Raw genomic sequence first — 22,910 nt, forward strand, 5'->3', positions numbered from 1 at the left:
GATGCCCCACTGAAGGAAGTCTCACTTTATAATTGGGGATGACGAATCATTAATTGTTTGCGATTTATTTGATCTCTCTTTAAATCATCCAAGAGCATTTGTTGTGTTTCTGAATCAAAGAGAACCTCCCGAATATGGACGATCCCAACACGTTCAGTCCATTGTGCGATTTTCTCATTATAATTAGCGGAGCGCCGATAATATTGAAGAAATGAAAGTAATACGTTTCTCATTTCCTGTGGGTTAATGGTTGCATATAAAATCACTTGATCGGTTAAGAATTCCCATCCATTACCGGTTTGTAACAGTGCTAGATCAAAATAATGCTCTGCTAGCATATTCTTACAGCAAAATGCTTTTATCGTGAGAGGTTTTGGTAGATTCAAAAATTCAGTTTGTTGTTCTATTTCTTGTACTAGTGTAGAAAGTTCTTCTTTCTTTCTTTTACAGTTACACTCTGGTATTTGTATACTTCGAAGTGATGAAGGGTGATAACTGTGTAATGTCATATTTAAGGCGTTACAAACAGAAAGTAGGTCACTTTCCTGAATTCCGTTTATTATAAGGCGTTGATCAGATGATATGGATACAGTATCAATCTTAAAATCTATCAGCACATCACTAATCCGTTTGAATTGTTCTGTTGTTATTTTTCCGCTGTATAACTGCGGTACAATGGTGTAAGTACCATCTTTCTCAAGAAAAGCATTTGTTTTATGATCTAGAAATAAAAAATCTTCATGCACATAATGTTCTGGATAAATCATTTCCAGATAATAATGAAGAGCAGGACGACATGAAGAACAACCTGTGGCGTTATTCCATTCCAGTGTTTCCATAATCATATTGATAGATGTTAAGTTATACTGTTGGATTGCCCGAACCACTTCATCTTCTGTTAAGGAAGTACATGAGCAAAAACGATTATCTTTTACTGTTTCATGAAAGAAATCGCTCTGTATATAGTCGAGCAATTCCTGTACAACAGGCTTGCATCCACCACATGAACTAGATGCTTTTGTGTGTGTTTTCACATCATTAACCGAGTTTAGGTTTTTATTTAACACATTCTCAATAATGCAAGATTTGGAAACACTGTTACAAGTGCATACATGTTCATTCCTAGGAAGAGTGGCTGCATAGGATTCTTCAATTTTAACTGGTTGTAACAGTTCCGCTTTTTGGTGATCAGGTATAAATTTTTGTTTTTTGATCATGTCTAACAAGCTGCCACCAAGTGAGGTGTCTCCGTATAAAACAGCGCCAACTGCCTTGTCTTCGTAAAATAAGACTTTTTTGTATGTTTCTCCAATTTCATCATAGGAATAAATGGCTTTTGTCTGATCGGTTTCGTCTATTTTACCAACAGAGAAAAGATCGATTCCTGAAATCTTTAGCTGGGTATAAACAGTAGATCCTGTATATTGAGCTTGTTGATTTGCTAGATGTTGTCCAAGCACTTCTGCCTGTTCATATAAGGGTTTTACAAGTCCATATACCATACCGTTATGTTCTGTACATTCTCCGACTGCATAAATGTTCGGAGTACTTGTTTCCATTTGATCATTTACGACAATTCCTCGGTTGACTTCAATCCCAGATTTCTGAGCCAAGCCAATATTCGGTTTAATTCCAACTGCCATGACGACCAAATCTGCATTGATAGATGTACCATCCTTAAAACGCAAGCCTTCAACACTCACATCTCCATAAATTTCTGATGTTTCTTTCTCTAGATAGAAATGCATACCTTGTCGTTCTAGTTCTTTCTTTAATAAGAGACTTGCTTTAGCATCTAATTGATTATTCAAGAGCCGATCAGCAAGGTGAACGACATCAACTTTCATCCCTAAATTTAATAATCCCCGGGCTGCTTCCAATCCGAGTAGCCCACCTCCTATAACTGCTGCTTTTTTATAATGCTTAGCAGCTTCGATCATTTTTTTACAATCATCAATCGTTCTAAATGTCATAACTCCTTCTTTATCTATACCGGGAAGAGGCAAAATAAACGGATTTGAACCGGTGGCGATAATAAGCTTGTCGTAATTTATTTTTCTTTCTTTATCAGTAGCAATTAATTGCTGTTGATCATCTATTTCGATAACCGTTTCATTTGGATATAGGGTAATTTCATTATCTTCATACCATTTCCAATCATGAATCGTAATGTCATCGAACGTTACATCACCCTGTAAAACAGATGACAGCATGATACGACTATAGTTGGTGTAAGGTTCAGATCCGAAAATGGTTATATTGTATAATTGATTCGTTTCTTTTAACAAATACTCGATTGTTTTTAATCCAGCCATACCGTTCCCTATCATAACGAGGTGCTGTTTTTTCATATAAATAGTTCCTCCCAACTTTGAAACTAGGTAATTCTAGCATCACATGCAGAATATCATGCAGTTTATTTGTTTTCCTTTTCTCTGTTAGAAAATGTTACGTTCTTTTTTGGAGAATAATTTTAATTTTTTGAAAAATGGTGTTAGAAAAGTTAACAACAAAATAGAAACTTTTTTTCTAGAGGTGTACGCTGAAGTCAAGTTAAATTTCCACACTCAAATTGGGGGATTCAAAATGGAGAAGAAAAAGCTTGTACTAATTGGAAATGGTATGGCAGGTATTCGTGCCATTGAAGAGATTTTGAAACTTTTACCTGACCAGTTCGATATTACCGTATTTGGTAAAGAACCATATCCAAATTATAATCGTATTCAATTATCAAAAGTATTACAAGGAGATACCGAGATAAAAGATATTACGTTAAATGAATGGCAATGGTATGAAGATAATGGAATTCTACTTTATCCAGGTGAAACGGTGACAAAAATTGATAAAGATAATCAAATTGTATATACCGACAAAGGAAAAGAAACTCCTTATGACCATTTGATTATTGCAACTGGTTCCAATCCATTTATGTTGCCACTTCCAGGCGCGGATAAAGAAGGGGTAACAGCTTTCCGTGATATAGAAGATTGTGAAAAAATGATAGACGCCTCGAAAAACTATAAACGAGCTGCTGTAATTGGTGGTGGTTTACTAGGTTTGGAGGCAGCACGTGGTTTACTGAATCTAGGTATGGAAGTAGATGTTATTCACTTGGCAGACTATTTAATGGAACGTCAATTAGATCGTCCAGCTGGTGAGTTACTACAGAAAGAACTAGAGTCACAAGGGATGAATTTTTATCTGGAGAAACAAACAGCTGAAATTACAGGTAAAAAACGTGTAACAGGTTTGAAATTTAAAGATGGTGGTGCCATCCCTGCAGATCTAGTCGTCATGGCAGTGGGGATCAAACCGAATGTAGCGTTGGCACAGGAAACAGGAATTGAAGTAAACCGCGGAATTGTTGTAAGTGACCATATGGAGACCAACGTACCAAATATTTATGCAGTTGGTGAATGTGCGGAGCATAATGGCATGGTTTATGGTCTGGTTGCTCCGTTGTATGAACAAGGTCAAGCTTTAGCAAAACATATTTGCGGTATGAATCATCAAGGATACAAAGGTTCTGTACTTTCGACACAATTGAAAGTATCTGGAGTAGATGTCTTTTCTACTGGATTAATTAATGAAACAGCGGAAACAAAATCAATCAAAGTTTTTGATGAATGGCAAAATACGTACAAGAAGATATTAGTGAAGGATGATAAGCTAACTGGTGCGGTATTGTTCGGTAATACAAAAGAAGGTACCAAATTAAAGAGTTTGATTACGAAAGGTGCTAATGTAGAAGAGTACTTAGAGAGTCAACAGGGTGCTGATGATGGGGAAAGTATTGTTGCTTCGATGAGTGATGATGAAATTATTTGTGGTTGTAATGGTGTATCAAAAGGTGCGATAGTCGATGCTATCAAAGTAGATGGTCTATCATCAGTGGAAGAAGTGAAAGGTGCTACCAATGCATCTCGTTCATGTGGTACTTGTAAAAACCTAGTATCTGAATTATTAACGGAAACGCTAGGTGACGAATATGAAGCAGATACGAAAGAATCGATTTGCGCTTGTACAGACTTTACCCGTGATGAAGTAGTAGCAGAAATTAAAGAAAAAGGTTTAACACATACAAAAGAAGTGATGAACGTATTAGAGTGGAAAACTGAGGAAGGCTGTTCCAAGTGTAAGCCAGCACTTAACTACTACTTAGGAATGATTTATCCGAAAGAACATGAAGATGAACGAGAATCACGTTTTGTCAATGAACGGTTACATGCTAACATTCAAAAGGATGGCACTTATTCCGTTGTGCCGAGAATGTATGGTGGTGTGACGAACGCAGAAGATTTGCGTACCATTGCAGATGTAGCAGAAAAATATGATGTCGGTATGATTAAATTAACTGGTGGTCAACGTATTGATTTACTGGGTGTGAAAAAAGAAGACTTACCAAATGTTTGGAAGGATTTAGGAATGCCTTCCGGTTATGCATATGGCAAATCAGTACGTACCGTTAAAACTTGTGTAGGCGCTGAGTTTTGTCGATTTGGAACGCAGGATTCTACAGGGATGGGAATTCAATTAGAGAAAAAATTTGAAGGGTTAAACACACCTCACAAAGTAAAAATGGGTGTATCCGCTTGTCCACGTAACTGTGCAGAAGGTGGAATTAAGGATGTAGGTGTTGTTGGTTTAGATGGTGTATGGGAAGTATATGTTGGCGGCAATGGTGGTACTGAGCTTAGAAAAGCTGAATTACTTGTAAAAGTTAAATCGCAGGAAGAAGTATTAGAATATACTGCAGCCTTTTTACAATATTATCGTGAGAATGCTAGTTACCTAGAAAGAACATCACATTACGTAGAACGTGTTGGTATTGAACATATCCAAGAAGTTGTGAATGATGAAAAGCTACGTAAAGAATTGAACGAACGGATGGATGAGGCCCTAGGTATTTATAAGGAACCTTGGAGTGAAGTACTGGAAAGTGAAACGACACTTAAAGACTTATATGAAAAAGTAGCGACGAAATAATGGATGGGGGAAGCAGAATGGAACAAACAGTACGAAAAGTATTTATCGGAAATTATCAAGATTTGCCAGTAAGTTTGGGTAAAGCAGTAGTTGTAGAGGATAAAGAAATTGCAGTATTTCGTTTATCTAACGGGAATGTGAAAGCAATCGAAAACAAATGTCCCCATCGCGGCGGAGTGCTGTCAGAAGGTATGGTAAGTGGAGAGCATGTCTTTTGCCCGTTACATGATTGGAAAATTAACGTATCAGACGGATTAGTGCAAGCGCCTGACGAAGGCTGTGTTCAAACCTATAAAACTAGCATCGAAGATAACCAAGTATATGTAGAAATTCCAGAAAAATAACCAACGGAAAAGCCATGTATTTGTACATGGCTTTTCTTATAAATCAAGAAATGAGCAGTAAACATAAACTGCGCAGTAACTGGACATGGATTTGCTCTCTTCCATTCTGAATTTTGATAAGTGCTACCATGCGCTCCGGCAGAATACTATGCTTTCCGTGGGCTCGGCTTCAGCTAACTTTGCAAAGAAGACCACTTTGCAAAGTGGATCTTCAGCTCTCGCTGTCCCACAGGAGTCTCCGTATTCTGCCTACGTTTATTTTAGTGTTCTGATATTGTAAGAATGGAACTTAGGGAACTATAATCTTAGGATTTCTGTTATTTCATCAGAACACTACACTAAGCTGTGGAAAAAATGCGAGACTCCTGTGGGAAAGGAACAGTCTGAAGACCCCGCGTGATGCACCTGCGTCTCCTAGGAAAGCTTCGAAGTAGGCTTCCTCGGTGCAAGGGAGCAAAGATGTTCAATCAAGAAGTTCCCTGGCTGAAGCGTTCCCCACGGAAAGCGAGTATTTTTTCCGCAGCGTCGTTTCAGCACTCATCATTATTCAGAATGGGAGGAAGCGTCACTTTTTCAACTTTCATTACTTCGCGGTATGTATCCACTAACAAATTTATTTACAAGAGATTATAAGCTACTAGTTTAGTAATCATGAATATGGAGGGAACAAATATGGGGAAGGTTTATTTGATTGGGGCAGGTCCTGGTGATCCGGATTTGATTACGGTGAAAGCATTAAAAGCTATTCAGCATGCAGACGTTATTTTATATGACCGACTTGTTAATCCGGAATTATTGAAAGAAGCTAAACCTGAGGCAGACCTTATATATTGTGGTAAATTACCAAAGTTACATCTAATGAAGCAAGAAACGATCAATCATTTGCTCGTAAAATATGGCAAAAAGAAGAAATTTGTAGTACGCTTAAAGGGAGGAGATCCCTTTGTATTTGGTCGTGGTGCAGAAGAAGCAGAAGCATTGGCGAAAAGTGGAGTAGCCTATGAAGTTGTGCCTGGCATCACTTCAGGCATTGCAGCACCTGCATATGCAGATATCCCGATTACACACCGTGAATTAGGTCGTTCTTTTGCTGTCGTAACAGGTCATTGTAAGAACGGAGAACCTTCAGATATTCAATGGGAGTATTTAGCTAAATCGGTGGATACGTTAGCTATTTATATGGGGATGAGTAATTTACCTTTTATTACGGAACAATTAATAAAATGTGGAAAATCAAGTCAAACGCCAATTGCAATTATTCAGGAAGGCACTACGCCAAATCAAAAAGTCGTTACAGGAACTTTACAGAATATTGTCCACCTTGTAGAACAACATCAGGTGAAAAACCCAGCAATGATTGTCATTGGCGAAGTAGTTAAAGTTGGTGAAAAACTACAATATTTAAAAGATAGATTTCAAGATCAAGAGACTATTGCTACATTAAAAGCATTTTAGGAGTGAGAAACAATGGAAGCTGTCATTTATATTTGTCATGGGAGTAGGTTAGAAGAAGCCAAACAAGAATCTTTCGCATTAATCGATAAAGTCAAGAAGAATATTAGTGCCCGAATCCAAGAGACTTGTTTTTTAGAATTACAAGAACCTGATTTAGCCGAAACTGTTCGTAAGGTAGTCGATCAAGGAGCGACGAAGGTTGTTATTATGCCGATTCTTTTATTGACAGCTGGCCATGCCAAAAAAGACATTCCAGACCTGATTGCCAAAGAGAAGTATCGCTTTCCGGAAGTGGAATTCGTTTATGGTCGAGCAATCGAAGTGGAACCGAAAATGGTAGATATTTTAGTAGATCGAATCAAAGCCTGTACCGATAATCTGGAAGAGATCGATATTTTACTTGTCGGTCGAGGAAGTAGTGATGTATCGGCAGTAAAGGATACCGAACGAATTGTCAGTATGCTAAGGAGCCATTTTCCTCAAAATCAGATAGACAAATGCTTTTTAGCTGCGAGCCAGCCAAAGTTTGAGCCATTCTTATTGGAAAAGGTGAAGCAAAGTAAATCAGTTCTTGTCCTGCCATATCTTCTTTTTACTGGTTTATTAGATAAGGGAATTAAAGAGTATATCGAGTCATTAGACTTAAAGAAAGGGCAAAAGGTATTGCTCGCTGATTATTTAGGGCACCATCCCAATGTAGTCGAAGTATTAGTAGAAAGAGTGGCAGAAGCGAGAGAAGGAGCGGACGGATATGCAACAATGGCTGAAAGAAGTAGCTAGAGGGAAAAAAGGATCAAAGGATCTAGATTATCAACAAACATTGCAAGTAGCAGAAAGTATTGTATCTGGTGAAGCAACCACTGCCCAAATTGCAGCATATTTGGTTGCAGAACGGATAAAGACGGAAACACATGAAGAGTTATTGGCATTTATTCATACATTACAACAACATACGAAAAGGTTACGTTTACCAGATGAAGTCAGAGAGAAAGCAATCGACTTTGCTGGACCTTATAATGGTCGAAACTCTTTTGCTGCAACCATACCTGTATCATTATTGTTAGCAGATTATGATGTACCGGTATTTCTATCAGCTAGCGATACATTACCACCAAAATATGGGACATCCTTAAAAACGATTTTTTCCGAATTAGGAGTTGCAGTTGATAGTGATCGTGACGAAATAGAAAAGAAAATGAAGAAAATCAATATGGCTTTTGCGGATACAGAACAATACAGTCCATCACTCGCTAAGTTAAGATCCATTCGTAAAGAGATTGGCGTTCGTACCTTATTCAATACGGTGGAAAAACTTATCAATATTTCTCAAGCGAAAAATGTAATGTTAGGTGCATTTCACCGTACCGCAATTAACAAATTAGAAGGAGTCTTTAAACACCTAGACTACCAACATGTATATATCGTTCAAGGCTTAGAAGGATCTGAAGATGTACCAGTTCATCGTAATAGTTTTGTGTTTGATTGGACACCAGATGGGTTGAACTCTTTTATCGTCAAACCGAAAGATTACGGATTAGAATATAAAGATTTTGATAAAACCGTCAAACTATCTGCTAAGGAACAAGCAAGTATTATTCATGCTATTTTTTCCGGTGAACAGAAACAGGAACACAGCTATTATTATCATCAAATATTATTAAATGCTGGCTTGCGCTACTATTTATTTAAGGTTACTCGTTCTATTGAAGAAGGGATTGAAATAGCAGAAGAGCAAATAAAATCCGGTAGAGCCATGCAGAAGTTAAAAGAATTGCAGAAAGACAAATGTGAGGCTTAATTTTCCATCACATTTGTCTTTTTTATTTTTTCGATCCAAATTTGTTGTTCTTTTTGTGAATAAATCGGATTTTCTACAACTTCATGTAATAGCTTTTCGCGAACAGAAGAAGAAATATTTAATTGCTTCATAAGTTGTCTCGCTTCAAATAAAAAATCAATATATTGTTCGTATTGATCTGGTAATTCTGCTTCTATCGATTCTTTTAATCTTTTTGCTAAGATCGGACTAGCTCCACCAGTCGAAATGGCAATTTGTAATTTACCTCTTTGAATGGTAATGGGAAAGTGCATATTCCCTGCTTCAGCTTGATGTGTAGCGTTTATCCAAGCAGATGATGGTGCATTTTGTACGACATATTGATTTGTCTCCACATCGTTAGTTGCAATAACAATAAGATTTGCTTGTTTAAAATGTTTTAGTTCACATTTTGTCTGGAGCAAATGGATGTTATGTAAATGAATAAGTTGTTGTAGAGATTCGGTCAGTGTAGGACTAACAATTGTAATATTTTCTTTAAATGGAAGCAGTCGTCTTAAACGTCTTTCTGCTACTTTTCCACCTCCGATGATCACAATTTGCTTATTTTCTAGATTTAAGAAAAAAGGTAAATAGTTCATGTGTTTATCCCTCCTATTCTTTGTTACAACGTTATCTGCACATTAATGAAAGTCTCCCTTCATTGTAGTATTCGAAAGGTGTCAAGGCAAGCTGATTGACAGAAGATTGCGTAATTTCTTAAACTAAAGATAGCTTGATTATCTGAACGTATTTTGAAGTTGAGCTATTCGGAAAGGATGTTTACATGAAACATATTTTTAAAGAAGGTAAAAGTCTACAAGGACCGACACTGTTACTGCTTCATGGTACTGGTGGAACAGAGAATGATTTGCTGCCATTAGCGAATATTATTGATCCTGATGCAAATGTTTTAAGTGTACGTGGGAGTGTCTCTGAAAATGGAATGCCACGTTTTTTTAAACGATTAGCTGAAGGTGTATTTGATGAAGAAGATCTAGTGTTACGAACACAAGAGTTGCATGAATTCTTGGATGAATCTGCTGAAGAGTATGGGTTCGATCGTAATTACGTCATTGCAGTCGGTTATTCAAATGGGGCTAATATTGCTGGCAGTTTATTATTCCATTATCAAGATGCATTAAATGCTGCTGTTCTGCATCATCCAATGGTGCCTAGACGAGGTATTGAACTACCTGATCTTGCAGGTGTAAAAGTATTGATAACAGCTGGCCGAAATGATCCATTATGTACGGAGCAAGAATCACTTGATCTGGAAGAAATTTTGAAAGAAAATGGGGCAGATGTAGAGGTTCACTGGGAAAATAATGGACATCAGTTAACCCAAACAGAAGCAGAAGCTGCAAAAGAGTGGTATCATAATAAAAATATTTAAGTGTGAAGCTATGTATCTTTTTTATAAGGTGCATAGCTTTTTTTGTAATATAGGAAAGTATAAATTTTGCGCAGATGTCTACCTCCGAGCGCCCAGAAACTAGGCGACTTCGCGAATTGCCCTACGATAAAGAAGACTTGCCGATTGGTGAAACCAGAGGCTTAGTCGCACTTATGCCTTTAGGCGAAAGTCATCATCGGCTCGTAAACTCACCGTGATTCCTTTATCTCAGTTAATTCTGAAGTCGCTACGTTTCTAATCGGGCGCTCTGTGCTTTTCTTGTATGGCAAAACCGAAAAAGTGTATTCGAGAGACTCCCAAGAAAAAAATTCTTCTTGCATTTTCCAAAGTAAGGTATATAATATAACTGTACTAAATATATTAATACAGTTAATACAATTAATACAGTTCACACAGTGGAAAGGGAGGGTGTTATGTTTGAATTGGATTTGCGTAGTCGAAAGCCAATTTATGAGCAGCTAGTAGATCGCCTGAAGCAGTTAATCATTAATAATGTCTTGGAAAAAGATGAGAAGTTGCCCTCTGTTCGTGTGCTCGCTCAGCAGCTGTCGATTAACCCTAATACGATTCAAAAAGCTTATCGTGAATTAGAGGCACAAGGCTATATATATTCAGTGAAAGGGAAGGGAAGCTTCGTGAATCATATCATGATGACAGATAATTCAGCTGAAATCAAAAAAGTGAAAGAGCAATTGAAAAAACAAATAGCAGAGGCACTTTTTTTAGGAATAACCATAGAAGAGTTAGAAAAATTGATTACAAAAGTGGAGCAATCGGTAACAAGGGGGGATGAAGATGATTCAAGTTCAGAACGTCGTTAAAAAATACGAAAAAGATTATGTATTGAATGACGTAAGTTTAAAAATCCAAAGAGGGTCGATCTACGGTTTGCTCGGGTCTAATGGTGCTGGTAAAACAACCTTATTAAAGACAATCGCAGGTATTATCAAGCAAAATGAAGGGGCTGTAGAACTGGAAAGAAAGCCGGTATTTGAAAATGTAGGACTAAAAGAACGGATGATATTCATTCCCGATTCATTGTTTTTTTTCTCCCACTACACCGTAGCACAAATGGCAACCTTTTATATGAATGTTTATCCCAATTGGAACCAAAAACGTTTTGATCAAATGCAACAGGCACTTGATTTAGATCCCAATCGCAAAATCCAACGTTTTTCAAAAGGGATGCAAAGGCAAGTAGCTTTTTGGCTCGCATTATGCGCAATGCCTGATTACTTAATTCTTGATGAGCCTTTTGACGGCTTAGATCCGGTCATACGTCGGAAAATTAAATCTTGGATTATTCAAGATGTTGCCGAACGAGAAATGACAGTTCTTGTTTCTTCTCATAACTTGGGAGAAGTAGAGGATATTTGTGATGCTGTTGGTATCATTCATCGTGGAAAACTGTTATTAGAAAAAGACTTAGATGAACTTAAGTCAGATATTCACAAAGTACAAATTGCTTTCAAAGAAGAAGTAGATCAGACACTTTTTGAAAAGTTAGACATCCTCCATCAAGAGAAACGTGGAAGTGTTTATATCTGTATTATCCGTGGTGATGACCAGGAAGTAGAGGAAATAATCGAACGATTTAATCCAATTGTGTTTGATATTTTACCATTAACACTAGAGGAAATTTTTATCTATGAAATGGAGGGTGTTGGATATGCCATTGAAAACATCATACTTTAAAAAAGAATTATGGAAGCAAGCTTTCCGTTCTTTCGGTTGGATTGGTATCGGTTATTTTCTTGCCCTGTTGTTCTTATTACCGTTACAAATTATTATGGTCAAAACAAAAAATGATCCGAATGATATCAACTATTACCGACAAAATATTGACAGTCTATTTGGTCTAAATGGTGAAATACAAGGTGTATTATTTCTTATTATTCCTGTATTAGCAGCTGTATTTACATCTCGGTACATGCATGTGAAAGGGTCAGCAGATTTTATTCATAGTTTACCGCTGAGACGTTCTCAACTTTTTGCTCATCAATTTTTAATAGGTTACATGATGATCCTTATTCCAGTATGTATCACAGCTTGTGTTCTCTTTGTTTTGTCTGGCGTGATGGACGTTGCGTTTATTTATCAAAGTAATGACATCTTAAATTGGTTTTATGAAACTTTAACTTTTACAACTTTCTTATATGCTATTGCATACTTTGTTGGTACATTAACAGGTATGTCGGTAGTTCAAGGTGGTTTAAGCTTTATATTTATTATTTTTCCTGCGGGAATCTCCATGCTAATTAACGAAAATTTAAATATGCTATTGGAAGGTTTTAGTGTTCATAATGCAAGTTTCTTTTCCTTTTCCAGCAATTTAACACCGATATGGTGGTTTATGGAGCTGTCTAATAAAAGTAACCTCGAAATTGCTAATTGGATATATGGAATATATTGGTTGATTTCTGTTATCTTTATTGGCATATCTTTGATATTATATCGAATTCGTCCGATAGAATCTGCCAACCAAACGATTGCCTTTCCTTTACTAAAGCCAATTTTTAAATTTGGTGTTACGTTTTGTTTTATGTTACTTGGCGGAGTTTATTTTGGTGCAGTTCAGCAGCAGTCTGAAGGATGGATGATATTTGGTTATATCTGTGGTGCTTTATTTGGTTATTTGTTAGCAAAAATGTTAATTCAGAAAACATGGCGAGTATTTGACCAATGGAAGGGGTTCATGATTTATATAGGAATTTCTATCGTGGTGATATTATCTGTCATGTTCGATTGGTATGGATTCGAGGCAAATGTTCCTGAAAAAGGGGAAGTGGAAGGAATTTATTTTGTTGAACAAAACACATTTAATAATTGGTACGGTGGTAGATTAGATCAAAAATTAGAACAATCAAATATTACCAATCCGGAATTAATGGAGAAGGTCATTAACCTACATGAATATATCCTAGCAAATGATCATATCGGACAGTACCAAGAAAATATTTACATGGAGAAATCAACAGACATAGAAATCATCTATCATTTAAAAAATGGAAAAAGAATGGTAAGGCAATATTTTATTCCGTCCATGGATGAAGTGGAAGAATATGTAAAACCAATTTTAGAATCGATAGAATACAAACAATCCAGTTTAGATTGGTTAAATGACAAAAATAATCGTATAAGTTCTGTTACTGTCTCTGGCTATGATTATAGACAGCAAGTAACTGATCAGTATACCATTAACAAAATTACTGATGCTTTAAAGCAAGATTATCTGAAAACTTCATATGAAGAAATGACTCATAGCAGGCTCTATGGAGAATCGAAGTATCTCGAATTTGAGGTGGAGTCGGAACAGACCTACTTCTATCACGTGCCTTTATTAAATAGTTACTCAAAGGTATTAGAAGTTTTGGAACAAGAAGAGTTAGATCGCGGTCTAACCATTCATTCGACTGATGTTTCCATGGTTGCCATTTCTAACACACAGAAAAATGAAGAAATCGTTTATGAACTACCTCATATGGAAAAAATTGATCGTAACAAATGGATGCTTGTGGAGGACAGTGAGCAAATTGAAGAACTTGTTAGCCTGAACAATGATGTGGATGGAACATGGAAGATTGCTTATTACGGACCATCCGATAAAAATTTTATCGAAGCTTATCAAGTTAGTGAAGATCAGTTGCCAAGTTTTGTAACAGACTATTTTGAATAAGGGAGGTGAAATCCATGTTCGCGAATGACTTTTATCAATCATTAGTAGAACAATATCAGTCAATGATGTACTATACAGCTTTAAAAATTGTGAAAGATCAGCAAATTGCAGAAGACGTTGTCCAGGAGTCATGGATGAAGGTGATGAAACAACACGCAGAAATAGGAGCTATTGATAAGTGGGGAGCATGGTTACGAACAGTCACCTCAAGAACCGCAATCGATATGTTAAGGAAGGAAAAGCGTCGTCACACATGTTTGTTCGACAATCCATACTTGATAGAAGAATTGACTCTCTGTTCTACAAATGAAGTAGATGATCAGATAAACTGGCAATCAACATTGGATGAATTAGAGCAATGCATAAATAAAAGCAAGAAGTTAAAACATGTTTTTCAGTTAAAATTTAAATTAGAATTAGACGATGATACGATAGCAAGAACGTTAAAGATTAGTCATTCAGCTGTTAAAACTCGGATATTTAGAACTAGACAATTGCTGAAAAAGCATTATCAAGTTAATCAAGATTATTTGTTAAAATCAGGAGCTTAAATGTTTCTGGTTTTTTCTTTTATCAAATAGGTTTATAATAGGATTAGTATAGTATGGTTAATCAAAGGATGAATTACATGAGTTACATTATATATGTTGTCTTACCGTGGATATTTTTATGCTTATTTCTGATTGGCGCAGTGTACAGTTTATGGAAAAAGCTTGCCTATTGGTGGGGATTTGTAAGCTGTGCTGCTGGTGTCATCATTTATTTAATTGGCAATGAAGTAGTAGGTGGCTATAATGGTATGAGTCTCAGCTTAATCGGTGCCTTACCGTTCACCATTGGTTTATTTATTTTGTTCTTTCTTTTCGTCGGCAGCAAATTCCAGTAAAACCTACAATAATGCCGATTAGAATTATCCAAATGGCAAAGAATATAGGTGTACCCAATTGAATGGAGGGATACACATGAGAAGAGGAAACAGAATGCTACCAATGCTTGCTTCTATTGGTATAGGTGCATATGCATATTATCAAATGCGCAGAAACAGAACGATATAATGATTTGGAAAACTTGGCAACTGCCAAGTTTTCTTTCATCTTTGATGTTTGCTATAATAAAATGAGTGAAAATTTTGTAAAAAGAAAGGATTTTGGATTATGGGGAAACAATACATAGGTTATATAGGTTCGTATACGAAGAAGGAAAGCCAAGGTGTTTATCGTTTTACTTTGGATACAGAAAAGAAGCAAATAACGAATGTAGAAGTTGCGGCAAATCTTGATAATCCTACATACTTAACTATTAGTAACAATAATCAATATGTATATGCAGTTTCAAAAGAAGGAGAACAAGGTGGCATTACTGCTTTTACGATTAACGATGAAACGGGAACTTTAGACAGAATAAACAGTCAAGCAACAGATGATTCAGCTCCTTGTCATGTCAGTGTAGACAGAGAGAATCAGCTTGTCGTAACAGCCAATTATCATACGAAGCAGGTAGAGGCATTTTTAACTAATGAAGACGGATCACTACAGCCGCCAAAAGCGATTGAACATGAAGGGAACGGACCGCATGAGCGCCAAGAAAAGCCTCATCTTCACTTTGCAGGTTATACACCAGATGAACAATATGTAGTCGTGGTGGACTTAGGTAGTGACACGATAACAACGTACCGTCCAGATGGAGACGTTTTACAGGAAGTAAGTGTATTAACTGTAAAACCTGGAAGTGGACCACGTCATATTGCATTTCATCCAAAGGCTTCCTACGCTTATGTGATGACAGAGCTTAGTAATGAAGTAATCGTACTTAAATATCACGAAAAAGAAGGAACGTTTGAAGAAGTTCAATATATTTCTACACTTCCAGGCGATTTTAATGAAAATAGTCAAGGAAGCGCCATTCATCTTTCTTCAGATGGAAAGTTTGTTTATGCAGGAAACAGGGGACACAATTCGATTGCGATCTATCGCATAAAGGAAGATTATACGGTTGAGTTTCTAGAATGGACGCACACAGAAGGGGATTGGCCACGTGATTTTGTATTAGATCCTACCGAACAATTTATCGTAGCAGCTAATCAAGAATCCGGAACACTGGTATTATTCGAAAGAGATCAAGAAAAAGGAACACTCACCTTGTTACAAAAAGACGTACAAGCTCCAGAAGCTGTCTGTGTAAAATTTTTAAATTATTAATGGAAAAAGGCCACAAATAACAAAGTGGCCTTCTTTCAATCTTATTCATTCAAGTGTCCTTTTATTGAGATCTACATCGATTAATTCCATATTTTCCTTCGATTCATAACGTGATATAAAGCCATCACCATGGCATATCGAACAAGTATAGCGCCACTCTTCATCATCCATCAATAACCCTGTACCTTCACAAGCTTTACATTTCATATGTTGAGAACCCATTGTTATACTTCCTTTCATTTTATTTTTGTTTTTGCTTAATCCAGTTGATAATCCCGCCTTGCAAAATAATATCGATATGACGTTTCGTTAAGTCATGTCGTACTGGAATGGTATGATCTTTTCCTTTCACCTTAATGTCAAATGTGTCGGTTACCTGGATCGTTTCATGTATATCACGGAATTCTAAAATGTCGTCCTGCGTTAGATAATCATAGTCCGTTTCATTAACAAAAGTTAACGGAAGAATACCGAAATTAATTAAGTTTTGTAAGTGAATACGAGCAAAATCTTTTACAAGCACGACTTTTAATCCTAAATATCTAGGTGCTAATGCGGCATGTTCGCGGCTTGAACCTTGACCATAATTCACGCCAGCGACAAGCGCATGACCACCATTATCGCGTTTTTTCATTGCATTATCATAATAGTCATCATCAACGATTTCAAAGGCGAATGTACTGATTTTTTGAATGTTACTACGATATGGTAATACTCTGGAGCCACCAGCTAAAATTTCGTCTGTGGAAATATTGTCACTCATTTTTAACAAAATCGGTAGATCGAAATTATTTTTTATTGGTTCAAAATCTGGGATTGTCGTAATGTTTGGTCCCTTTTCTAACTCAACATCTGCATTGTTTTCCGGAGGGGCCTCCAGCATTCCTTCGGTTGTGAATTTTTTCGGTTCTTGTACTTTTGGGTACCTCATATCTAAAGTTCTTGGATCCGTAATTTTTCCAGTCAGAGCAGAAGCAGCTGCTGTTTCAGGACTACATAAGAACACACTGTCCTCCCTAGTACCAGATCTGCCCGGAAAGTTCCTTGGTGTAGTCCGTAAACTATTTCTCCCTGTAGCAGGTGCTTGTCCCATTCCAATGCAACCATTACACCCAGCTTGGTGCATTCGTGCACCAGCAGAAAGAAGGTTAGCAATATGCCCATTTTCCACCAACTGCTCTAATAATTGACGAGATGTAGGGTTAATATCAAAGGAAATACCCGATGCAATTTGTTTACCTTTTACAATTTCACTGGCAATCGCAAAATCACGATAGCCTGGGTTGGCGGATGAACCGATATAGGATTGGTAGATCGTTTCACCTGCTACTTCTGCGACTGGTACGACATTTCCAGGACTAGATGGCTTCGCTATTAATGGTGCTAACTCTGACAAATCAATGTTTTCTTCTTCATCATATTGAGCACCACGATCAGCTGTCAGTTCCATCCAATCATTTTCCCGGCCTTGCTGCCTTAAAAAGTCTTTGATTTCATTATCTGATGGAAAGACTGTAGCTGTTGCTCCAAGTTCTGCTCCCATATTAGCAATAACATGTCGATCCATTGCAGATAAATTTTTAACACCAGGACCATAATATTCAATAATTTTGCCAACTCCACCTTTGACACCATGGCGACGTAACATTTCAAGAATGACATCTTTAGCACTAACCCATTGTGGTAGTTTACCTGTTAATTTTACGCCCATCACTTTTGGCATTTTTACGTAATAAGGTTCTCCAGCCATCGCCATTGCAACATCAATACCACCTGCGCCAATAGCAAGCATTCCCATACAACCATTCGCACATGTATGACTATCAGAGCCTAGTAATGTTTTTCCTGGCTTGGCAAGCTGTTGCATATGGACAGGATGACTGACTCCATTACCTGGACGACTATAGTAAATACCAAACTTACGTGCTGCACTACGTAAGAAAAGATGGTCGTCTGCATTACGAAAATCCTCTTGAATTAAATTATGATCCACATATTGTGCAGAAGCTTCCGTTTTAACACGATCGATCCCCATTGCTTCCAGTTCAAGCATTACCATTGTACCTGTAGCATCTTGTGTTAACGTTTGATCAATTTTTAAACCGATTTCTTTACCTGCTTGCATTTCCCCGGAAACTAGATGTTTACTAATTAACTTTTGAGCGACATTTTGTTTCATCTCTTTTGTCCTCCTAAATTTTTTTCCGACATATTTAGAATGTACCTTACAGTTAATATTACACATTTTAGTCGTTTATAAACTTTCCACTACAAAAAATCAGAAGGGAAGTTCACTTCTGATTTTTAATCAATACGGAGAATATATTATTTAAGGACCCGATATCTCATTGAAAATGCCCGATAACTCAAAAAAAAGTCGCAGTTTGAGAACTGCGACTTTTTTTATACCATTACTTTACACATATCGTTTGTCAAGGCTACTGGGTCTTCGATAGGGAGGCCTTCAATAAGTAATGCTTGGTTATATAAAATATTGGTATATAGTTTAACTTTTTCTTTGTCTGATTGGTGCGCTTGTACTAGTGCCTGGAAAATCTCATGTTTGTTGTTGATTTCCAATACTTTTGTTGCTTCAATGTTCTGGTTATCAGGCATTTGCTTTAAGACTTTTTCCATTTCAATCGAAACATCACCTTCAGCTGATAAGCAGACAGGGTGTGTTTTTAAACGAGTGGAAAGCTTAACATCTTTTACTTTGTTGCCAAGAATTTCTTTCATTTCCTCTAATAAATCTTTATGTTCTTCTTTTTGTTTTTCTGCTTCTTGTTTCGTTTCCTCATCTTCTAGATCAAGGTCACCACTTGATACATTTTTGAATTCTTTGTCATCATAGTTCATCAACATTTTAATAGCAAATTCATCGACTTCATCTGTAAAGTATAGAATTTCATAGCCTTTATCTTTAACCATTTCTGTTTGTGGTAATTTTTCGATGCGGTCATGTGATTCACCAGTTGCATAATAGATATGCTCTTGATCTTCTGGCATACGTTCCACATATTCTTTTAATGTCACAAGCTTTTGCTCGCTAGATGAGTAGAACAGTAATAAATCTTTTAATTTATCTTTATTGGCACCAAAGTCCGCATAAACACCATATTTAATTTGACGACCAAATGCATCATAAAATTGCTCATATTTTTCACGGTCATTTTTCAGCATACTTTGTAAATGGTTCTTGATTTTCTTCTCAATATTTTTGGCGATTAATTTTACTTGACGGTCTTGTTGTAATATCTCTCGCGAAATATTTAGTGAAAGATCTTCAGAATCGACAATTCCCCGAACGAAACTGAAGTGATCTGGTAGGAGGTCAGCACATTTTTCCATAATCAATACGCCATTGGAATATAGTTCTAATCCTTTTTCGAAATCCTGTGAGTAATAGTTAAACGGTAATTGTTCAGGAATATAAAGAATGGATTGGAATCTCACCATACCATCTACACTGATATGCAGGTGGCTTAATGGCTTATCAAATCCGAAATGTTTCTCTTGATAGAAGCTTTCGTAATCTTCATCACTTAGCTCTTGTTTATTTTTACGCCAGATTGGCACCATGTTATTAAGTGTTTGATCTTCGATTACGTCTTCTAATTCTTCTTCATTATCCTCTTTCGGTTTCTTTTCAGTAACCTCCATCTTAATAGGATAGCGAATAAAATCAGAGTATTTTTTGATGATTGATTTCAATTTATATTCCTCAAGGAATTCATCATAGTTTTCTTCTTCAGCATTTTCTTTTAGTTGGATAATTATTTCAGTTCCAATATCCTGTTTGTCATAAGGTTCGATTGTATAGCCTTCTTCACCATTAGATTCCCATTTATAGCCTTGATCACTATGAAGTGCACGAGTATATACGGTTACTTTGTCAGCAACCATAAAAGAAGAGTAGAACCCTACACCAAATTGCCCAATGATTTCTTGTCCATCTTTCATTTCTACTTCATTTTTAAAAGCAAGAGAACCACTTTTAGCAATTGTTCCTAAGTTATCTTCTAATTCTTCCTTTGTCATTCCAATACCGGTGTCTTTAACAGTTAACGTACGATTATTTTTATTAGGTTCAATTCGAATGTAGTAATCATCTTTATTGAAAGAGATACTATCATCTGTTAAAGCTTTATAGTAGATTTTATCAATTGCATCACTAGCATTTGAAATAAGTTCACGTAAAAAGATTTCCTTTTGTGAATAGATGGAATGTACCATCATTTCAAGCAATCGCTTAGATTCAGCTTGGAATTGCTTTTGTTCCATTGTTATTCTCCTCCTTATGATACTTGTTTTATGTATTTTTAGCACTCTTGTTCACTGAGTGCTAACACATAATAATTATCACAAAACCCTTGTAGTGTCAAGCACAAAAGCGGTTTGACTTCTTGGTAACAATCACTTATTTTAAAAAAGAGACAGTATTTTTTTGTTTTTTTATGATAAGATGTTCTTATGAAAAGTTGTTCGGTTCATAAAGGGGGGAAGTCAACATGGCCTTTGATTACCAAACGCCACGTTATATGCACGTGATTGAACAAATTAAAACCAAAATTAATGATGGAGAGTTAGAACCTGGTGAACGATTGCCTTCCGAGATGGACTTTGCGAAGCAGTTAAATGTATCGCGAAATACATTAAGAGAAGCGCTCCGGATATTAGAAGAAGAAAATGTTATTATTCGTAAACATGGAATAGGCACATTTGTGAATAAAAAACCTTCTTTTTCTGGTGGTATTGAGGAATTATTCAGTATTACCGATTTTATCAAAAGAGAGGGTAAAGAACCTGGAACTAATTTACTTTTTCAGGGGATAGCTGATGCCGTTAGTGAAGATAAACAAGAATTAGAGTTGAATGATGAGGATCGAGTTTACCTTGTCAAACGTGTAAGGACAGCTGATGGTGAGCCATTGGTTTACTGTATTGACAAGGTGCCAGTTTCTTTAATTGGAGAGGACTATTATTTTGGAGAAGAATCGATGTTATATTCTTTTCAAGAGAAAAAAGGTATTACGATAAGTTATGCAAAGGCAGATATAAAAACGATAGGTTACCATCAGGAGATATCCGAGATACTAGAATCAGACCCAGATCAGCCGCTATTGATTTTAAAACAGACGCATTATGACACGGATGACCAACCGATCTTATATTCACTAAACTTTTTCAGAGCGGATCAGGTAAGTTTTAGTGTCATTCGAAAACGAATATTTTAATAAAAACCATCTGATAAGGATGGTTTTTATAGTGAACAAAAATATATTGACTTGTTGGACGTCTTACCTATATAATGAAACCGAATCCAATATATAAGGGTTCTTTTTATCGACAATAGGTTGTTGGACGTCCTATCAATTATGCATAGGAAAAATAGGTACATAAACAAAAACAGACTATATAAGAAAGGTGTGTCAGTACGATGAGAATGGTCGATTTAATTGCTAAAAAACGTGACGGTCAAGGTTTAACAAAAGATGAAATCGATTTTATGATTGATGGTTATACAAAAGAGGAAATACCTGATTACCAAATGTCTGCTATGGCGATGGCTCTTTATTTTCAGGGGATGACAACAGAAGAGCGAGTAAATCTTACCATGGCAATGGTAGAATCTGGTGATCAAGTTGATTTGTCAGATATACAAGGTATTAAAGTAGATAAACATTCAACTGGAGGAGTTGGTGATACTACTACACTTATATTGGCTCCTTTAGTAGCATCTGTAGGTGTTCCTGTAGCAAAAATGTCTGGAAGAGGGCTTGGACATACTGGTGGAACCATTGACAAATTAGAATCAATTAAAGGGTTTCAAGTTGAATTAACAGCTGAAAAATTTAATCAACTTGTCAATCAACAAAAAGTAGCTGTTGTGGGGCAAAGTGGGAATTTAACTCCTGCTGATAAGAAATTGTACGGTTTACGTGATGTCACGGCTACTGTGAATTCGATCCCATTAATTGCTAGCTCGATTATGAGTAAAAAAATAGCTTCTGGTGCAGATGCAATTGTATTGGATGTCAAAACAGGATCAGGCGCATTTATGAAGAATTTGGATGATGCAAAACAATTAGCAAAAGCGATGGTGGATATCGGAAATGGAGCAGGTCGTGAAACAATTGCAGTTATTTCAGATATGAACCAGCCATTAGGTCATGCTGTAGGAAATGCACTTGAAATCAAAGAGGCAATAGATACGTTACAAGGAAACGGGCCAGAAGATTTATATGAATTGTGTTTAACACTAGGAAGTCAAATGGTATATTTAGCGAAACAAGCAGATTCTATTGAAGAAGCAAGAGCAAAACTAGAAGATGCAGTTGCCTCAGGTAAAGCATTAGAGAAATTTAAAACATTCGTGTCATCACAAGGTGGCGATGCATCAGTTGTAGATGATCCAAGTAAATTACCACAAGCAAAATATGTTATAGATATCAAAGCAACACATGCTGGATTTGTTAAAGAAATAGTAGCAGATGAAATCGGTATTGCAGCAAGTATGCTAGGGGCAGGGCGTTTAACCAAAGATTCAGAAATTGATTTGGCTGTAGGGGTAGTGTTACAGAAAAAGATTGGTGATCAAGTATCAGAAGGGGAGACACTGGTTAAAGTATATAGTAATCAGGAAAATATCAAAGAAGTAGAAGAAAAAATCATCGAAGCTTATACGATCAAAGCTGAAAACACAACAAAACATTCATTAATTTACGATATTATTCACTAAGTAATACAAGATGAGTCTTTTATGCAAAGTAAAAGGCTCTACCTAAAGAGGTTGGACATCCTACATCAAAGCAGATAAAATAGGAGTGAGACAGCATGAAAGAGATTGTCCTTAGCTTACTTGCTGGAATCATTATCGGCATCGTCTTTAAATTCATGAAATTACCTTTGCCTGCTCCACCCGTACTCGCTGGTGTAGTTGGTATATTTGGTGTTTATTTCGGAGGACAGATTGCCGAATGGTTAAAGTCAATTTTTTAAAGAAAGGAAGAATACT

The 22,910-nt window shown here is 36.5% G+C and carries 20 protein-coding genes; 15 read left to right on the plus strand and 5 right to left on the minus strand.

Annotated features, from left to right (window positions below; genetic code table 11):
* Positions 1 to 26: 26 nt before the first annotated feature.
* Positions 27 to 2,351, minus strand: coding sequence for a nitrite reductase large subunit NirB (gene nirB, locus GH715_RS04600; protein ID WP_153834423.1), 2,325 nt, complete (start codon positions 2,349 to 2,351; stop codon positions 27 to 29).
* Positions 2,352 to 2,586: 235 nt separating this feature from the next.
* Here nirB (GH715_RS04600) and nirB (GH715_RS04605) point away from each other — a divergent pair, with 235 nt between their 5' ends.
* From nirB (GH715_RS04605) to GH715_RS04625, 5 genes are all read left to right on the plus strand, one after another.
* Positions 2,587 to 4,986 (plus strand): nitrite reductase large subunit NirB, encoded by a 2,400-nt coding sequence (gene nirB / locus GH715_RS04605; protein ID WP_153834422.1) that lies wholly within the window; start codon positions 2,587 to 2,589, stop codon positions 4,984 to 4,986.
* Between the two features lie 17 nt (positions 4,987 to 5,003).
* On the plus strand, positions 5,004 to 5,330 hold the full coding sequence (gene nirD, locus GH715_RS04610) for a nitrite reductase small subunit NirD (RefSeq protein WP_018934047.1): 327 nt from the start codon (positions 5,004 to 5,006) through the stop codon (positions 5,328 to 5,330).
* 672 nt (positions 5,331 to 6,002) lie between these two features.
* Positions 6,003 to 6,785 (plus strand): uroporphyrinogen-III C-methyltransferase, encoded by a 783-nt coding sequence (gene cobA, locus GH715_RS04615; RefSeq protein ID WP_153834421.1) that lies wholly within the window; start codon positions 6,003 to 6,005, stop codon positions 6,783 to 6,785.
* A 12-nt stretch (positions 6,786 to 6,797) separates the two neighbouring features.
* Positions 6,798 to 7,565, plus strand: a complete 768-nt coding sequence (locus GH715_RS04620; RefSeq protein WP_153834420.1) for a sirohydrochlorin chelatase — start codon at positions 6,798 to 6,800, stop codon at positions 7,563 to 7,565.
* Positions 7,537 to 8,583, plus strand: a complete 1,047-nt coding sequence (locus tag GH715_RS04625; protein ID WP_153834419.1) for an anthranilate phosphoribosyltransferase — start codon at positions 7,537 to 7,539, stop codon at positions 8,581 to 8,583. The genes GH715_RS04620 and GH715_RS04625 overlap by 29 nt, the downstream gene beginning before the upstream one ends.
* Here the strand turns inward: GH715_RS04625 and GH715_RS04630 are convergent.
* The gene (locus GH715_RS04630) at positions 8,580 to 9,203 is read right to left on the minus strand and encodes a precorrin-2 dehydrogenase/sirohydrochlorin ferrochelatase family protein (RefSeq protein WP_153834418.1); all 624 of its coding nucleotides are present in this window, start codon (positions 9,201 to 9,203) and stop codon (positions 8,580 to 8,582) included. The genes GH715_RS04625 and GH715_RS04630 overlap by 4 nt on opposite strands.
* Before the next feature lie 185 nt (positions 9,204 to 9,388).
* On the opposite strand from GH715_RS04630, the gene GH715_RS04635 reads away from it, so the two are divergent.
* From GH715_RS04635 to GH715_RS04665, 7 genes are all read left to right on the plus strand, one after another.
* Positions 9,389 to 9,997, plus strand: coding sequence for an alpha/beta hydrolase (locus GH715_RS04635; RefSeq protein ID WP_153834417.1), 609 nt, complete (start codon positions 9,389 to 9,391; stop codon positions 9,995 to 9,997).
* 434 nt (positions 9,998 to 10,431) lie between these two features.
* Positions 10,432 to 10,839, plus strand: a complete 408-nt coding sequence (locus tag GH715_RS04640) for a GntR family transcriptional regulator (protein ID WP_153834416.1) — start codon at positions 10,432 to 10,434, stop codon at positions 10,837 to 10,839.
* Positions 10,814 to 11,713 carry an ABC transporter ATP-binding protein gene (locus GH715_RS04645; protein WP_153834415.1) on the plus strand — a complete coding sequence of 300 codons (900 nt, stop codon included), beginning with the start codon at positions 10,814 to 10,816 and terminating at the stop codon, positions 11,711 to 11,713. The genes GH715_RS04640 and GH715_RS04645 overlap by 26 nt, the downstream gene beginning before the upstream one ends.
* Entirely contained in the window at positions 11,688 to 13,694 is a 2,007-nt protein-coding gene (locus GH715_RS04650; RefSeq protein ID WP_153834414.1) for a DUF6449 domain-containing protein, read from the plus strand. Before GH715_RS04645 ends, GH715_RS04650 begins: the two co-directional genes overlap by 26 nt.
* Before the next feature lie 14 nt (positions 13,695 to 13,708).
* The gene (locus GH715_RS04655) at positions 13,709 to 14,245 is read left to right on the plus strand and encodes an RNA polymerase sigma factor (protein ID WP_153834413.1); all 537 of its coding nucleotides are present in this window, start codon (positions 13,709 to 13,711) and stop codon (positions 14,243 to 14,245) included.
* Between the two features lie 77 nt (positions 14,246 to 14,322).
* On the plus strand, positions 14,323 to 14,580 hold the full coding sequence (locus GH715_RS04660) for a hypothetical protein (RefSeq protein WP_153834412.1): 258 nt from the start codon (positions 14,323 to 14,325) through the stop codon (positions 14,578 to 14,580).
* 268 nt (positions 14,581 to 14,848) lie between these two features.
* Positions 14,849 to 15,892 carry a lactonase family protein gene (locus GH715_RS04665; RefSeq protein WP_153834411.1) on the plus strand — a complete coding sequence of 348 codons (1,044 nt, stop codon included), beginning with the start codon at positions 14,849 to 14,851 and terminating at the stop codon, positions 15,890 to 15,892.
* A 45-nt stretch (positions 15,893 to 15,937) separates the two neighbouring features.
* On the opposite strand, the gene GH715_RS04670 is transcribed toward GH715_RS04665, so the two are convergent.
* From GH715_RS04670 to htpG, 3 genes are all read right to left on the minus strand, one after another.
* Positions 15,938 to 16,099 carry a hypothetical protein gene (locus tag GH715_RS04670; RefSeq protein WP_163578451.1) on the minus strand — a complete coding sequence of 54 codons (162 nt, stop codon included), beginning with the start codon at positions 16,097 to 16,099 and terminating at the stop codon, positions 15,938 to 15,940.
* A 34-nt stretch (positions 16,100 to 16,133) separates the two neighbouring features.
* On the minus strand, positions 16,134 to 18,071 hold the full coding sequence (locus GH715_RS04675) for an aconitate hydratase (RefSeq protein ID WP_153834410.1): 1,938 nt from the start codon (positions 18,069 to 18,071) through the stop codon (positions 16,134 to 16,136).
* A 224-nt stretch (positions 18,072 to 18,295) separates the two neighbouring features.
* Positions 18,296 to 20,176 (minus strand): molecular chaperone HtpG, encoded by a 1,881-nt coding sequence (gene htpG, locus GH715_RS04680; RefSeq protein ID WP_153834409.1) that lies wholly within the window; start codon positions 20,174 to 20,176, stop codon positions 18,296 to 18,298.
* Between the two features lie 227 nt (positions 20,177 to 20,403).
* Between htpG and GH715_RS04685 the strand changes: the two genes are divergently transcribed.
* From GH715_RS04685 to GH715_RS04695, 3 genes are all read left to right on the plus strand, one after another.
* Positions 20,404 to 21,129, plus strand: a complete 726-nt coding sequence (locus GH715_RS04685) for a GntR family transcriptional regulator (protein ID WP_153834408.1) — start codon at positions 20,404 to 20,406, stop codon at positions 21,127 to 21,129.
* Between the two features lie 203 nt (positions 21,130 to 21,332).
* Entirely contained in the window at positions 21,333 to 22,634 is a 1,302-nt protein-coding gene (locus tag GH715_RS04690; protein ID WP_153834407.1) for a pyrimidine-nucleoside phosphorylase, read from the plus strand.
* A gap of 95 nt (positions 22,635 to 22,729) precedes the next feature.
* Positions 22,730 to 22,894: a XapX domain-containing protein gene (locus GH715_RS04695; RefSeq protein ID WP_153834406.1), complete on the plus strand. Its 165-nt coding sequence runs from the start codon at positions 22,730 to 22,732 to the stop codon at positions 22,892 to 22,894.
* Positions 22,895 to 22,910: the final 16 nt, after the last annotated feature.

This window comes from Gracilibacillus thailandensis, from assembly GCF_010994055.1.
Taxonomy (GTDB): Bacteria; Bacillota; Bacilli; order Bacillales; family Amphibacillaceae; genus Gracilibacillus; species Gracilibacillus lacisalsi.

Bases quoted from the DNA above. Each gene is read 5' to 3' on its own strand.
- nirB (WP_153834423.1), bottom strand. From the start codon at position 2,351: ATGAAAAAACAGCACCTCGTTATGATAGGGAACGGTATGGCTGGATTA.
- nirB (WP_153834422.1), top strand. From the start codon at position 2,587: ATGGAGAAGAAAAAGCTTGTACTAATTGGAAATGGTATGGCAGGTATT.
- nirD (WP_018934047.1), top strand. From the start codon at position 5,004: ATGGAACAAACAGTACGAAAAGTATTTATCGGAAATTATCAAGATTTG.
- cobA (WP_153834421.1), top strand. From the start codon at position 6,003: ATGGGGAAGGTTTATTTGATTGGGGCAGGTCCTGGTGATCCGGATTTG.
- GH715_RS04620 (WP_153834420.1), top strand. From the start codon at position 6,798: ATGGAAGCTGTCATTTATATTTGTCATGGGAGTAGGTTAGAAGAAGCC.
- GH715_RS04625 (WP_153834419.1), top strand. From the start codon at position 7,537: ATGCAACAATGGCTGAAAGAAGTAGCTAGAGGGAAAAAAGGATCAAAG.
- GH715_RS04630 (WP_153834418.1), bottom strand. From the start codon at position 9,203: ATGAACTATTTACCTTTTTTCTTAAATCTAGAAAATAAGCAAATTGTG.
- GH715_RS04635 (WP_153834417.1), top strand. From the start codon at position 9,389: ATGAAACATATTTTTAAAGAAGGTAAAAGTCTACAAGGACCGACACTG.
- GH715_RS04640 (WP_153834416.1), top strand. From the start codon at position 10,432: ATGTTTGAATTGGATTTGCGTAGTCGAAAGCCAATTTATGAGCAGCTA.
- GH715_RS04645 (WP_153834415.1), top strand. From the start codon at position 10,814: ATGATTCAAGTTCAGAACGTCGTTAAAAAATACGAAAAAGATTATGTA.
- GH715_RS04650 (WP_153834414.1), top strand. From the start codon at position 11,688: ATGCCATTGAAAACATCATACTTTAAAAAAGAATTATGGAAGCAAGCT.
- GH715_RS04655 (WP_153834413.1), top strand. From the start codon at position 13,709: ATGTTCGCGAATGACTTTTATCAATCATTAGTAGAACAATATCAGTCA.
- GH715_RS04660 (WP_153834412.1), top strand. From the start codon at position 14,323: ATGAGTTACATTATATATGTTGTCTTACCGTGGATATTTTTATGCTTA.
- GH715_RS04665 (WP_153834411.1), top strand. From the start codon at position 14,849: ATGGGGAAACAATACATAGGTTATATAGGTTCGTATACGAAGAAGGAA.
- GH715_RS04670 (WP_163578451.1), bottom strand. From the start codon at position 16,099: ATGAAATGTAAAGCTTGTGAAGGTACAGGGTTATTGATGGATGATGAA.
- GH715_RS04675 (WP_153834410.1), bottom strand. From the start codon at position 18,071: ATGAAACAAAATGTCGCTCAAAAGTTAATTAGTAAACATCTAGTTTCC.
- htpG (WP_153834409.1), bottom strand. From the start codon at position 20,176: ATGGAACAAAAGCAATTCCAAGCTGAATCTAAGCGATTGCTTGAAATG.
- GH715_RS04685 (WP_153834408.1), top strand. From the start codon at position 20,404: ATGGCCTTTGATTACCAAACGCCACGTTATATGCACGTGATTGAACAA.
- GH715_RS04690 (WP_153834407.1), top strand. From the start codon at position 21,333: ATGAGAATGGTCGATTTAATTGCTAAAAAACGTGACGGTCAAGGTTTA.
- GH715_RS04695 (WP_153834406.1), top strand. From the start codon at position 22,730: ATGAAAGAGATTGTCCTTAGCTTACTTGCTGGAATCATTATCGGCATC.